Below are 13,713 nucleotides of genomic sequence, written 5' to 3'. Positions count from 1 at the left end.
GTGATCAACAGGCAAAATCTGACAAGAAGTGCGCGCATAAGAGTAGGGCATAATGGCTAGTGTTTGGACCAATGTAGAGCGTTTTGGCAGATATTCAAGCTGGTTGAGCTAGGCAATCATCGAAAATGTGGTTTGCTGCGTATGATTTTGCAACATTTATCTTGCAACACTTATTATGACAACGAGGTGCCAGTGAAGAGCACGCACTATAAAACTTTGCGCTTGGTGCTGGGCGATCAGCTCAATGCGAGCCATTCATGGTTTAAACAGACCGATGACTCTGTGCTTTATTTGGTTGCGGAGCTTAACCAAGAAGCCACCTATGTCAGGCATCATGTCCAAAAGGTAAGCGCATTCTTCGCGGCGATGGCGGCCTTTTCCCATGCACTTGAGCAGGCGGGTCACCATGTCTGTTACCTCACTTTAGATGACACTCAACGCTATCAAGATTTACCCGCGCTAATAAGTGCTTTGTGTGAACATTATCAGGTAAACACCTTTGCGTATCAGCGGCCGGACGAGTATCGGCTTTCGCAGCAACTCATCGCGCTCAATCTCCCCGATAAAGTGGCAATCCAATGTGTTGATACAGAGCATTTTTTATTGCCTTACGAGCATATAGCGACTCAGTTTACGGCGAATAAACATCGTAAAATGGAGTATTTTTATCGGGATATGCGTCGCCAGTTTGGTGTCCTGATGGACGGTGATGCGCCAGAAGGTGGACGCTGGAATTACGATCAAGATAATCGTAACAAGCTCAAAAAAAGCGATTTAGCTGCCATTCCGTCTCCCTTAGTATTCAGTAACGATGTTCGCGATATTTTAGCTCGTATCGAACGGCATAACGTTGCGACGATCGGTGAACCTGCACCAGACCTACTCTGGCCTGTGACACGTTCACAGGCGAAAGCCTTGTTGGATCACTTTTGCCGTCATTGCTTGCCTCTGTTTGGTCAGTTTCAAGATGCCATGACGGGTCGTAGCGATCACCAATGGAGCCTCTATCACAGCCGTTTGTCGTTTGCACTGAATGCAAAGTTACTTCATCCCATGCAGGTGATTACCGTCGCGATTGAGTATTTCCGACATAGTGATGCCATCAACCTGGCGCAGATTGAAGGCTTTGTGCGTCAAATTTTAGGCTGGCGGGAGTACATACGCGGCGTATATTGGGCAAATATGCCTGCTTATGCAGAGAAAAATGTCCTCGAGGCAAATCGACCACTCCCGCGTTATTTCTGGGATGGGCAAACCAAAATGCGCTGTGTGTCTCAAGCGGTGACCCAGTCATTGCAAACGGCCTACGCACACCATATTCAACGACTCATGGTAACGGGGAACTTTTGCTTGCTAGCCGGTATTAACCCGGATGCCGTCGATGACTGGTACTTATCGATTTATATTGATGCGATAGAATGGGTTGAGATGCCTAACACTAGGGGGATGACGCAATTTGCTGATAACGGGTTGGTTGGCACGAAACCCTATGCGGCCAGTGGCGCTTATATTAATCGCATGAGTGATTATTGCGGGGATTGTCATTACTCAGTGAAAGAGAAAGTGGGGGATAACGCGTGTCCACTGAATGCACTTTATTGGCATTTTATGCAGCGTCATCGCGATCGCTTTAGTCAAAATCCAAGAATGGCCATGCCTTACAGAAACTGGGATAAAATGGACGCTGCCCAGCGCGAGGCCATGCTTGAGCGTGCAGACTATTTGCTTGCTCACCTCGATAATCTCTAGTGTTGGTGGTCAATACCTCTTTATGGTGCGCTTACTGCCAATAAGCGCACTGTGTTGTGTCACTCTTGACTAATCACCGCCGCTATTGGGTGTTTGGCACCACTTGAATCTCAACCCGACGATTCAATGCGCGATTGGATGCACTGTTATTGGCAACGAGTGGACGTGTTTCGCCAAATCCAGAGGTATAAAGGCGCGCATTGTCGATAGACTGGCTGGCAAGATAGCGTTTAACGCTCATCGCACGTCGCTCAGACAAGCCTTGGTTGTATGAGGCCGCCCCTGTGTTGTCGGTATGGCCCTCAATGCTTAAAAAGGTTTTGTCGTATTTGCGCATGACGTTGGAAACCGCATTGAGGGTGGGATAGAAGTCGGCGGCGATAGCATCTTGATCCAATCCAAAGGTAATATTCGATGGCATGATCAAACGAATGTTATCCCCTTCTCGTACTACTTGAATGCCGGAACCTGCCAATTCTTCACGGAAAGCCTGCTCTTGCTTATCCATATAGTTGCCCACCGCGGCACCACCGATCGCGCCAATGGCTGCCCCGATGAATGCGCGTTTATCTTTGTGGTTGGAGGTGGACTTACCCGCAATCGCACCGGTGATTGCGCCAATGGCCGCACCTTTTTGGGCATTCGACATGGATTCACAGCCTGTTAATGCCAGTGAGGCAGTCAAAACCGCAACCGCAGTCAGTTTATATTTTGTTCCCATTGTGTTCTCTCTATCACAAGTTAGCGATGACTCTACTCTATTGTATGTTAGACATTATTCTTCAAGAAAGTGTCAAAAAAATGATTTTCTGCTGATGTTTTAAACACAATGGACTCCGTCGCAGACACAACTCTCAGTTTTGTCTTTTATTTTGTTTATCTTGCCTAGCAAATTGCGCTGGATCAAAATGTGACGAACTAATGGCGTGTTACAAAATGGCATCAAAAGGGGAAAGCACTTTCTGCTAAAACCTCTGTTATCCCTACAAAAGGAGTCAAGGATCATGTCGAGCACTTTCTTTATCCCAGCGGTTAACCTTATGGGTGCCGGATGCCTTTTAGAAGCCGCAGACGCTATTCAATCGCATGGATTTAAAAAAGCCCTCATTGTCACCGATAAGGTGCTGAACGAAATTGGTGTCGTCAAACAAATCGCGGCGTTACTGGATAGTCGCCAGGTTGACAGTGTGGTGTATGACGGTACTCAGCCTAACCCAACAACCGGCAATGTGGCGCAAGGCCTTGAGCTTTTGCAAGCGAATCAATGTGACTGCGTGATCTCTTTGGGTGGCGGATCGCCGCATGATTGTGCGAAGGGTATCGCTTTAGTTGCCACGAACGGCGGCCATATCAGTGATTATGAAGGTGTCGATCAATCGGCGAAACCTCAACTGCCACTGATTGCGATCAATACAACGGCCGGCACGGCATCTGAGATGACGCGTTTTTGTATTATTACTGAAGAAGAACGTCATATTAAGATGGCGATTGTCGATAAGCATACCACGCCAATTATCTCGGTGAATGATCCTGAGCTTATGCTCGCGAAGCCAGCTTCACTAACCGCGGCGACCGGAATGGACGCATTAACTCACGCCGTTGAAGCGTATGTATCAACCGCCGCGACACCGATCACGGATGCCGTCGCGCTCAAAGCAATGACCTTGATTCAAGAGCACCTTCGTACCGCCGTGGCTGACGGACAGAATATTGAGGCACGTGAACAAATGGCTTATGCGCAGTTTATGGCCGGTATGGCATTCAATAATGCGTCGCTCGGCTATGTGCATGCCATGGCACATCAGCTCGGCGGGTTTTATGACCTCCCGCATGGTGTGTGTAACGCGGTATTGCTCCCCCATGTTCAGCGCTATAACGCGCAAGTCTGTGCAAGTCGTTTACGCGATGTGGCAACTGCGATGGGCGTTGATACCGAAAACATGACTGAGGATGAAGGTGCGAAAGCCGCAATCCAAGCGATTCAGTCGTTGTCAACGGATGTAGGTATTCCTGCAGGTCTGAATGAATTGGGCGTTAAACAAGACGATATTGATGTGTTGACGGAAAATGCGCTCAAAGATGCTTGCGGGTTTACCAATCCGAAGCAAGCAACCCATGAAGAAATCGCTAAAATTTTCATGGAAGCCATGTAATCAGCCGCTAAATCGATATTGAAGAACAAAAGGCCTGAGCGATCAGGCCTTTTTTAATCGGCGTTAATCGCTTCTGTCTTCCACTTCGACGATTTGGTTTTGGCAAGTCTGACCACTTAGTACGATCTGAATGTTCGCCAATGTGGTCTCGGCAATGTTGTGCAGTGCTTCTTTGGTTAAGAAAGCCTGGTGGCCGGTAATCAATACGTTGTGGCAGGCTGAAAGCCGACGAAATACGTCATCGACAATCACATCATTCGACTTGTCTTGGAAAAACAATTCATGCTCATTATCGTAAACATCGAGCCCCAAAGACCCAATCCGTCCTTGTTTGAGCGCCTCAATCGCGGCAACCGAGTCGAGTAGCTCGCCCCGACTGGTGTTTATCACCATCACACCGTCTTTCATTTGATTGAATGCGTTGGCACTGAGCAAATGGTAGTTCTCTTTAGACATGGGGCAATGCAAAGAAATCACATCACTTTGCGCATAAAGCGTTTCTTTTGAAACATATTCCGCCCCCAGTTCAAGGGCCTGTGGGTTTTGATAGGGATCGTGGCAGAGTAGACGCATCCCTAGGCCGTTGAGAATGCGCATGGTCGCAATACCAATTTTTCCTGTACCAATAATCCCCGCTGTTTTGCCATGAAAGTTGAAGCCGACTAAACCCTCAAGCTCAAAGTTCGCGTCGCGGGTACGTTGATACGCTTTATGGAAACGACGATTAAGACACATCATCATGCCAACCGTGTGCTCGGCGACCGATTCAGGCGAATACGCGGGCACGCGCACAACCGTGATCCCCAGTGATTTAGCTGCGTCGAGATCGACACGGTCGTAGCCAGCGCAACGCAAGGCTACGAGAGAAGTCCCTGTCTTTGCGAGAATTTCAAGTACGGGGCGAGACAAATCATCGTTTACAAACGCACAAACCACCTCGGCACCTTGCGCCATTTTGGCTGTTTTGTCAGTGAGTTGGAAATCATGAAACTCAAACGTGTACGCAAATGCGTCGTTGACATGAGTGAAGGCGGCCTTGTCATAAGATTTCGCGCTAAATACGGCAATGGTCGTCATTAAATAGCCTCCGGTTTAATCGGGGGAGGTGAATGGTCTCTATCAATAACGTGATTTTGATCAGAAATAAACCATTAAATTTATCAGGATAATCGTGTCGGTTATGGTACGAAATTGCAAAGCCGAACTTGTGTTCGGCTTTGATAATGTTGTGTCTCCCTCGCTTGCCTAGAACCTAATAGTGGCATTAATGCGTATATCTCGGCCAGCTGCTGGCACGCCGGCAGAAAGGTAGGGTGAGTAATATTGATCGGTAAGATTGATGATAGTGGCACGTAGTACAAAATCATCACTGGGCTTCCATTCACCATACAAGTTTTGGAAAAAGTAGGCGTCACTTTCCACGTTTGCAGTGTGCAAAGAAGGCTCGTTAGGAACACGATCTTGCTCGTCCCAATACTGCCCTTGCCATGCGATTTGAATGGTATCTGTCAGTTGGCGTCCGATACCGAACATTGCACTTAGTGGTGGGGTTTCGTACCAGTATTCGTCTGCGCACGTGCTATCGCGCAATGATCCTTTATGTTTCCCCCTAACAATAGAAACAGACGCATCGGTGAACCAATCGTAGAGACGATATTGTAACTGTGCGTCGAGGCCGTAGGTATATAGCCCTTCTAGGTTGGTATAGTAGCCTTCTTTTTGTTTTGTCGCATTTATGCCACGACGCTGAGCAACGTCATGAATGATGTCATTCCAGAACAGCGTGACCTCAGTAGCAAGGTGATCGCTTTCAGTCAACACACGTTGATGCTCATTAGTCATACCTAATAGATACGCATTGACTCGAGTCACGGAAAGATCCCGACTTGTCGAGGCCCGTTTAGAGGCTCTTGCATACTGCACCGTATACAATTCGTCAATTGTTGGTGCTTTCAAGCCATAAGCATAGGCGGCTTTGATTTGCGTAGATGGACTGACATCGTAGACCAATGCAATACGCGGCTCCCAACCCTGGTGAGTAACAGCACTATAGTCATGACCCACAGATGGGTCGTTATAATCAGGTGCTAAATTCGGAACGCCCTCTGATCGAATATGGTTATAGCGCAGCGAGGCGGTTAGTTCGAGATCTGGAGTAATGAAGTATCTATCTTGGACAAACGCACTTTGAGTTCGCTGTTCACCAGATGGTTCAAAGTTTGGTGTATAGTACCCGTAGTTTTTCGCTGGTTTTTTTCGATAAGTATGATTGTAAACGCGAGAGTCTCGGTTTTGGTCTTGGTATTGAGCGCCGATCATAATTTCGTGATCACCGAAGTGGCTAGTATTCGTCAATTCTGCAAACCAACGCTCATATGATAACCATACCTGATGACCGTATTGACCCGAAGAAATATAAGATTGATAGGTGCTGTCGGGTCTTTCCCAATAACGATGGTTTTGTGAATGTGCGATCACGACACTAGTGTCTATAAAGTTATTAAACGGTTGATAGTGGTAATTCAGGGTACTGGTATACTCGCGATAATGATTATCCACCGATGTGGCAAATAATGCCGCTTCGTAGCTACCATACTTATCTATTTTGTAATCACTAATCGAAGGCATGGCGCCGCGTCGATTTGCCCACGGTTTTCTTCCCTGGTCGTCATACCGTGTGTGGCTTAACATAAAATCATGCGCACCAGATTGATAATGAATTTTACCGAGCAAGCTATGTTGGGCGTAGCCCGAGAAATCAAATGTCTCTCCGTTTCCTAGCTCAATATCATCTGCATCACGTTTTGACCCATGGAGCAATACCGACCAGCCAGAGTCGGATTTGCCAAAGGCAGTAATACTGCGTTTCCATTGTTGGTTCACGCTATTAAAGCCAGCCTGAGCCGTCGCACCGATTGACTCATCCGCATCAAGAAAGTCTGCAGCTTCTTTTGTTTCCATAATAAAACTGCCGCCAAAGGCGCCCACACTGGCACGAACGTTATGGTCGCCTTTTACCACGCGGACAGATCTTAGCAACTGAGGATCGAGGAAAAAACTGCCATATCGATACTGTTGAAATCCGACTGGAGCACCATCTATACGGACAGATAGTGCTGAGGGGTGAGAAAACCCCCACACATTGATACGTTCACTGCCTGGGCGCGCACCGGCATCAAGTGAGACGCCGGGCATTTTCATGACCAACTCTCCGATGTTATGAGCCTGTTCGCGTTGAATATCGTCCAGCTCTAGAGTCGATTTTCCCGGTGAAATAAGGGTAATAGGATGGTTTAGTTGCTCACCTTGCACCTTAATGGTTTCAATGCTGTCGGGAGAGCGATTCGTATTAGCACTGGCGGTATGAATGCCAATAGCGAAGGCTGCCAAAATGGCAAAGCATAAAGAAGGATACGGCATACTCATAATACTTTACTGACGTATAAAAATGCGCACTATACGCCGGCTAATCACAACTATCAATGCTAATGAGATTGATTATCACTTGTGCGCGTTGGTTATTTTTGTTGCCAAGCAGTATGATACTGGGAAATTCTTAAGAGGATATCCCCCATGTTTACCGGAATTATTCAAGCGGTGGCAAATATTGACGTTTGTCGCGATCACCAAGGTATCCGAACGTTCGATATTCGCTTCCCAGATGGCTTTTGTGATGGATTAGAAATTGGTGCCAGTGTCGCCATTGATGGCGTATGTTTGACGGTCACTGAGCGATTAGAAGCGAATCTTGTGCGTTTTGATGTGATGCTACAAAGCTTAGCGATAACGACGTTACGTTCGTTTAATACTGGCGATAGCGTGAATGCGGAGCGAGCAGCGAAAGATGGCGCAGAAATCGGCGGACATCCGTTATCGGGGCATGTGGATTGCTGTGCTTTAGTGCATGACGTGCTGTTTCAAGAGGAAAATTGTCGATTGCGATTTTCCTTAGCAACGTCATGGATGCGCTACATCTTTGCCAAAGGTTATATCGCTATTAATGGTGCAAGCTTGACCATTGCCGACGTAAACAAGGATGAAGGGTGGTTTGACGTTTGGTTGATCCCAGAGACGCGGCGAATGACAACGTTCGAGCGAAAGACTGTCGGTGATTCCGTTAATATAGAAATCGAGCGACAAACCCAAGTGATGGTGGATACCGTGCGTGATACGTTGAGCGAAAAGCTTGGCCCCTTACTTCCTGTGCTCGAATCGTTAGCAAAGGAGAAAGGGATCGATCTTGATACACTTGGGGTCTCAATGCCAACCTCTCGATAACAAAAAGATAACAACAAAGCGCGCTCCTCAACGATCACTGCATGGATATGAGGGGCGCCAAGCCTTGCCATCCCTAGCTTTCTAGCCATCCCACTGTGTTTGCGCATTTTGTGCGCGAACATGCTCAAATAATGATGTAGTTAACAAAAATGTCAGTATTAAGTCATAAAATTATGCTCGAACGCTCATTTTTGTTGTGAGTTTGTTTTCGAGATGCTGTGATTATGCAAAATGGTAGTGTGGTTTTGAACGTGTAACCTCGACTAACAGTGACAAGGATAATCATTATGAAAAAAGCATCGTCGACTCTATTAGGCGAGTGCGTGTCCGAGTTTATCGGCACGGGCTTGCTTATCTTCTTTGGCGTAGGTTGTGTGGCAGCGCTGGTACTGACCGGCGCGGACTTTGGTCAGTGGGAAATCAGTATCGTCTGGGGGCTGGGTGTGGCAATTGCCATTTACTGTACAGCAGGTGTTTCAGGCGCGCACATCAACCCTGCTGTTACTATCGCGCTCGCTGCCTTCCATGGCTTTGATAAAAGTAAAGTTGTTCCCTACATTATTTCGCAAATGCTTGGTGCGTTTGCGTCCGCCGCACTTGTTTACAGTCTATATAGCAATCTTTTCGTCGAGTGGGAGTTAGCCAATAATGTTGTTCGGAGTAGCCCCGAGGCCTTAGCAACCGCAGGTATCTTCTCAACGTATCCGCATCAAGCTCTGTCTTTCATGGGGGCTATGGCGGTTGAATTTGTGATCACAGCGGTGTTGATGTTTGGCATCTTAGCGCTAGGCGATGAAAATAATGGCGCTGCACGTGGCCCAATGAATCCATTACTCATCGGTATTTTGATTGCGGTTATCGGTGGCTCGTTAGGTCCATTGACCGGTTTTGCAATGAACCCTGCGCGTGATTTCGGTCCTAAACTATTTGCCTTCTTTGCCGGATGGGATTATGCCCTGACAGGCGCACGCGATATTCCGTACTTTATTGTGCCCATTGTCGCACCAATTTTAGGGGCCTGTTTCGGTGGTTGGCTGTATCCAAAAGTGATTGCCCCATACCTGCCTCAAGAGGGCCATGGTTGCACCATTCCTAACCAGTGTGATGATGAGGAGCTGGAGCTGGCTGAAACCGAGACGCAAAAAGTAAACGCATAAGTAGCATGGGCGCGTTAGTGCGCCACAACGACTAAAATATAAGAGATAGAAGGAAACCCGATTATGTCTGCGCACAAATATATCGTGGCTCTAGACCAAGGTACTACCAGCTCACGCGCCGTCGTCATGGATCATGACGCCAATATTGTGGGTGTGTCTCAGCGCGAATTTACCCAGATTTATCCTCAAGCCGGTTGGGTCGAGCATGATCCAATGGAAATTTACGCGACACAAAGCTCCACCTTAGTGGAGGTGTTGGGCAAAACGGGTATCCGCAGTGATGAGATTGCGGGTATTGGTATTACAAACCAGCGTGAAACCACGGTAGTCTGGAATAAAGAAACCGGAAAACCTGTGTACAACGCGATTGTGTGGCAATGCCGTCGTACCGCCGACATTTGTGATGACTTGCGCGAGCGTGGTTTAACTTCATATGTTCGCGATAACACTGGGCTTGTACTTGATCCGTATTTCTCAGGTACAAAAGTGAAGTGGATTTTGGACAACGTCGAAGGCGCGCGAGAGGACGCAGAAGCGGGTAAGCTATTGTTTGGTACCGTGGATACCTGGCTGGTCTGGAAAATGACCCAAGGGCGTGTGCATGTGACGGATTATACCAATGCGTCACGAACTATGTTGTTTAATATCAATGATATGTGCTGGGATCAAAAAATGCTCGATGAGCTCGGTATCCCCGCTTCAATGTTACCTGAAGTGCGTCGCTCTTCTGAGGTATATGGGCAAACGAATATCGGCGGTAAAGGCGGGACACGTATTCCAATTGCTGGGATCGCGGGTGACCAACAGGCTGCGCTATTTGGTCAAATGTGTGTAGAAGCCGGACAAGCGAAAAATACCTACGGCACAGGGTGCTTCTTGCTGATGAATACCGGGCAAGAGAAAGTTACGTCTTCTCATGGCCTGCTGACGACGATTGGTTGTGGTCCACAGGGTGAACCTTCTTATGCGCTTGAGGGCGCGGTCTTTATGGGCGGAGCCTCTATCCAGTGGTTACGTGATGAGCTTAAAGTGCTCGAAGACGCGCATGATTCTGAGTATTTTGCCACTAAAGTCGATACGTCAAATGGTGTTTATGTGGTCCCGGCTTTCACGGGATTAGGCGCCCCCTACTGGGATGCATATGCCCGCGGTACTATTGTAGGCTTAACGCGCGGTGTGAATTCAAACCATATTATTCGAGCAACATTGGAAGGGATTGCTTACCAAACTCGTGACGTATTGGATGCAATGCAAGCCGATTCAGGTATCAAGCTCGCGGCGTTACGCGTGGATGGTGGTGCCGTTGCCAATGACTTCTTGATGCAATTCCAAGCCGATGTGCTTAATACGGAAGTTCACCGTCCCGAAGTGACGGAAGTCACGGCGCTGGGCGCAGGTTATCTTGCGGGGATGGCTGTTGGTTTCTGGGGTAGCCTGGATGAGTTAAAAGACAAAGCGAAACTCAATCGTAGCTTTGAGCCTCATCAGGATGAAGAAAAGCGGAACCGTCGTTACCGTGGTTGGAAGCGTGCGGTAAAATGTGCTCAGGCATGGGCACAGCTTCATGATGAGGAAGAAGACATTTAATTACGTCTAAACCGAGTTATCTTCAAAAGGCGCGTTTTCGCGCCTTTTTTTATGCCTGAACGCAGACGGGTGAATTCTGCTTTATTGAATAACAGAGTGACAACGACCTGCTTCTGCTACGTTAATCTTGGCTTTACGGTTCACAATTCACGCATTTTTATAACACTTATTCTACACTTGTCACACTCGATAATAATTTTTCGAACATTAATAGTGACCGAAAACGAAAGTTGATATACAGTTATACCCATCAATTAATGTTCGTTCGCTCATATCTGGACAAGGTCGGCTAATAATGACTACGCATAATACTCATCAAGAAGCATTACTCGATATTATCGTCGTGGGAGGCGGTATCAATGGTGCAGGCATCGCTGCAGATGCAGCAGGCCGGGGGCTTAATGTTGGATTGTACGATGCAAAAGATTTCGCATCGGCCACATCGTCAGCAAGCTCAAAGTTGATTCATGGCGGGCTTCGCTATTTAGAGCATTATGAATTTCGTTTGGTTTCCGAAGCGTTAGCAGAGCGTGAAGTGCTAATCAACAAAGCGCCGCATATTGCCTTTCCTATGCGCTTTCGTTTGCCGCATCGCTCTTATCTGCGCCCCGCGTGGATGATTCGTTGTGGCCTCTTTTTATATGACAATTTAGGTAAACGTTCGACGTTACCAAGTAGCCACAAAGTGGATCTCAGTAAAACCGGCTATATGAAAAAAGAGATGAAGATCGGTTTTGAGTACTCTGATGCGTGGGTAGATGATGCGCGTCTCACACTGCTTAACGCTCAGTTTACCAAAGAGAAAGGCGGTGAAGTCCGTAACTATTGTAAAGTGGTGACGGCAGAGCGTGAAAACAATATCTGGCGTGTTACCTTGGAAGATGCACACACCGGCGAGCGTTTTGAGCGCAAGTCGAAAGCCTTGGTGAATGCAACAGGGCCTTGGGTCAAACAATTCTACGACGATAGTCTTCATGAAAAATCGCCACGTGGGATCAAAATGATCAAAGGCTCTCATATGGTGGTGCCACGTATCCATCAAGATCCACAAGCCTATATTCTGCAAAATAATGATGGTCGTATTGTATTTGTGATCCCTTACCTGGATAAGTTTTCACTGATTGGCACCACGGATGTTGAACACAAAGCGGATCCGCGTGAAGCTAAAATTGATGATGCTGAAGTTGATTATCTGGTTGATGTGGTCAATCAGCACTTTACGCATCAAATCAAACGCGACGATGTTATTTGGACCTACAGTGGTGTGCGTCCTCTATGTGATGACGAATCGGATTCGCCGCAGGCAATGACACGTGACTATACCATTGAGTTAGAGCAGCAGGGCAGTCAAGCGCCGCTCGTATCTATCTTCGGCGGTAAGCTCACGACGTATCGTAAACTGGCCGAATCAGCCATGCATAAACTTGAGCCATTTTTCGATAAAATGGGTCAGCCTTGGACCGCAAACGGAACGTTACCTGGTGGTGACTTTAGCTGTGGTCGCGATGATCTGGCCATGTCAATCAAGCAACGTTACCCGTGGTTAAGTCACGAGACGGCGCAGCGATTTGTGGACACATACGGTACTTGCACCCATCAGTTGATGAAAGGCTGCACCAGCGAGGCAGATATGGGACGTCAGTTTGCAGATGGTGTTTATCAAGCTGAGCTAAATTATCTCATTCAACACGAGTTTGTGCAGCATGTTGAAGACGCGCTATGGCGCCGTACGAAGCTTGGTCTCTATTTGACTGAAGAGCAGGCTGATGCGATTAGCCAGTACATCGAGCAACAGCGCGTCAAGGTGCATGCACTGCCATTGAGTGAAGCGAGCTAACACTCGGTAAAGTGAGTCGTTCAGAGAACAAGATTCGATGACTAAAAAGAGCGCCGACCATCGGCGCTCTTTTCTATTGGTTGGTGTTAGTGCCTTTTCGTTAATGCCTTTTAGCCGATAACGTACTGCCTAACGAGGCAGTGATTACCATACCGATGGCGAGCCATTGGCGCAGTGCAAGTTGCTCGTCGAGAACCAATAGCCCTGCCATTGCGGCAACAGCGGGCTCTAAACTCATCATCACACTGAAGGTTTGCTTAGGCATATTTCGCAGCGCGATCATCTCTAACGAGTAGGGAATAGCGCTAGAAATGAGTGCCACCGCAATGCCCAATGGCAGCAGTTGCCACTGGAGCAGAGCGCCATCGGTGGCAATGTAGCCGGCGGGTACAAGATAGAGCGCAGCAACCGTCATCCCCAGTGCAACAGTGCCGCCGCCTGGCGCTAGATTACCCGCTTTTTGACCAAATAAAATATAGCCAGCCCAGCAGCCCCCGGCGGCTAGGGCGTATGTAACCCCTCGTGGGTCGAGGGCATTTACGCCTGATAGATCTGGGAGCAATGTGATCACACCGCCGACGGCGAGCACAATCCAAAGGCTGTCCCGCGCGCGCCGTATTGAAAGCAATGCAACCAGAAGAGGACCCGTAAATTCGAGTGCAACGGCAATCCCGAGAGGAATGGTTTCAATCGCTAAATAAAGCAGCAGCATCATGCCACCCAGGCAACTGCCATAAACGCTAATAGCGCGCCAGTGACGTCCACGAGGCCATTGGCGCCAAGGCCGAAAAACCAGCCATAGTATCAGGGCGGAAAACCCGACTCGCAGAGCACTTGTCCCGACAGGCCCCACCAGAGGAAACAGCTGCTTGGCAAACGAGGCACCGAATTGAATCGCGCACATGGCGCCAAAAACACTCAATATAGCGATAAAAAGCGCGCGAGCCTGCAT

10 protein-coding genes are annotated in these 13,713 nt (G+C 48.0%); 6 read left to right on the top strand and 4 right to left on the bottom strand.

Features of this window, described 5'->3' with window-relative positions:
* The first annotated feature begins 192 nt into the window (after positions 1-192).
* Positions 193-1,749: a cryptochrome/photolyase family protein gene (locus tag BZG75_RS02830; RefSeq protein ID WP_242413574.1), complete on the top strand. Its 1,557-nt coding sequence runs from the start codon at positions 193-195 to the stop codon at positions 1,747-1,749.
* A gap of 82 nt (positions 1,750-1,831) precedes the next feature.
* On the opposite strand, the gene BZG75_RS02825 is transcribed toward BZG75_RS02830, so the two are convergent.
* Positions 1,832-2,470, bottom strand: coding sequence for an OmpA family protein (locus tag BZG75_RS02825; RefSeq protein ID WP_025744343.1), 639 nt, complete (start codon positions 2,468-2,470; stop codon positions 1,832-1,834).
* A gap of 283 nt (positions 2,471-2,753) precedes the next feature.
* Here BZG75_RS02825 and yiaY point away from each other — a divergent pair, with 283 nt between their 5' ends.
* Entirely contained in the window at positions 2,754-3,902 is a 1,149-nt protein-coding gene (gene yiaY, locus BZG75_RS02820; RefSeq protein WP_077576128.1) for an L-threonine dehydrogenase, read from the top strand.
* 63 nt (positions 3,903-3,965) lie between these two features.
* Here yiaY and BZG75_RS02815 read toward each other — a convergent pair whose 3' ends face one another.
* Positions 3,966-4,979, bottom strand: a complete 1,014-nt coding sequence (locus BZG75_RS02815) for a 2-hydroxyacid dehydrogenase (RefSeq protein WP_077576127.1) — start codon at positions 4,977-4,979, stop codon at positions 3,966-3,968.
* Positions 4,980-5,147: 168 nt separating this feature from the next.
* A complete protein-coding gene (locus tag BZG75_RS02810; protein WP_198532314.1) occupies positions 5,148-7,322 on the bottom strand; it encodes a TonB-dependent receptor domain-containing protein in 2,175 nt (724 codons plus the stop codon).
* Positions 7,323-7,475: 153 nt separating this feature from the next.
* Between BZG75_RS02810 and BZG75_RS02805 the strand changes: the two genes are divergently transcribed.
* The 4 genes from BZG75_RS02805 (at position 7,476) to glpD (ending at position 12,761) form a co-directional block, all read left to right on the top strand.
* Positions 7,476-8,180, top strand: coding sequence for a riboflavin synthase (locus tag BZG75_RS02805; RefSeq protein WP_025744340.1), 705 nt, complete (start codon positions 7,476-7,478; stop codon positions 8,178-8,180).
* A 287-nt stretch (positions 8,181-8,467) separates the two neighbouring features.
* Positions 8,468-9,337, top strand: coding sequence for an MIP/aquaporin family protein (locus BZG75_RS02800; protein WP_077460888.1), 870 nt, complete (start codon positions 8,468-8,470; stop codon positions 9,335-9,337).
* 63 nt (positions 9,338-9,400) lie between these two features.
* Positions 9,401-10,924, top strand: coding sequence for a glycerol kinase GlpK (gene glpK, locus BZG75_RS02795; protein ID WP_077460889.1), 1,524 nt, complete (start codon positions 9,401-9,403; stop codon positions 10,922-10,924).
* Between the two features lie 295 nt (positions 10,925-11,219).
* Entirely contained in the window at positions 11,220-12,761 is a 1,542-nt protein-coding gene (gene glpD / locus BZG75_RS02790; RefSeq protein WP_077576126.1) for a glycerol-3-phosphate dehydrogenase, read from the top strand.
* A gap of 100 nt (positions 12,762-12,861) precedes the next feature.
* Here glpD and BZG75_RS02785 read toward each other — a convergent pair whose 3' ends face one another.
* On the bottom strand, positions 12,862-13,713 hold the full coding sequence (locus BZG75_RS02785; RefSeq protein ID WP_077576124.1) for an EamA family transporter: 852 nt from the start codon (positions 13,711-13,713) through the stop codon (positions 12,862-12,864).

Source organism: Salinivibrio sp. AR640 (genome assembly GCF_001995405.1).
GTDB lineage: Bacteria > Pseudomonadota > Gammaproteobacteria > Enterobacterales > Vibrionaceae > Salinivibrio > Salinivibrio costicola.
Note: the sequence above shows the minus strand (reverse complement) of the source record. Positions and strands in the feature narration are given on the sequence as shown.

What these genes read in the sequence shown, in the direction of transcription:
- glpK (WP_077460889.1), top strand. Translation starts at nt 9,401, where the DNA reads ATGTCTGCGCACAAATATATCGTGGCTCTAGACCAAGGTACTACCAGC.
- BZG75_RS02815 (WP_077576127.1), bottom strand. Translation starts at nt 4,979, where the DNA reads ATGACGACCATTGCCGTATTTAGCGCGAAATCTTATGACAAGGCCGCC.
- BZG75_RS02825 (WP_025744343.1), bottom strand. Translation starts at nt 2,470, where the DNA reads ATGGGAACAAAATATAAACTGACTGCGGTTGCGGTTTTGACTGCCTCA.
- BZG75_RS02785 (WP_077576124.1), bottom strand. Translation starts at nt 13,713, where the DNA reads ATGCAGGCTCGCGCGCTTTTTATCGCTATATTGAGTGTTTTTGGCGCC.
- yiaY (WP_077576128.1), top strand. Translation starts at nt 2,754, where the DNA reads ATGTCGAGCACTTTCTTTATCCCAGCGGTTAACCTTATGGGTGCCGGA.
- BZG75_RS02810 (WP_198532314.1), bottom strand. Translation starts at nt 7,322, where the DNA reads ATGCCGTATCCTTCTTTATGCTTTGCCATTTTGGCAGCCTTCGCTATT.
- BZG75_RS02805 (WP_025744340.1), top strand. Translation starts at nt 7,476, where the DNA reads ATGTTTACCGGAATTATTCAAGCGGTGGCAAATATTGACGTTTGTCGC.
- BZG75_RS02800 (WP_077460888.1), top strand. Translation starts at nt 8,468, where the DNA reads ATGAAAAAAGCATCGTCGACTCTATTAGGCGAGTGCGTGTCCGAGTTT.
- glpD (WP_077576126.1), top strand. Translation starts at nt 11,220, where the DNA reads ATGACTACGCATAATACTCATCAAGAAGCATTACTCGATATTATCGTC.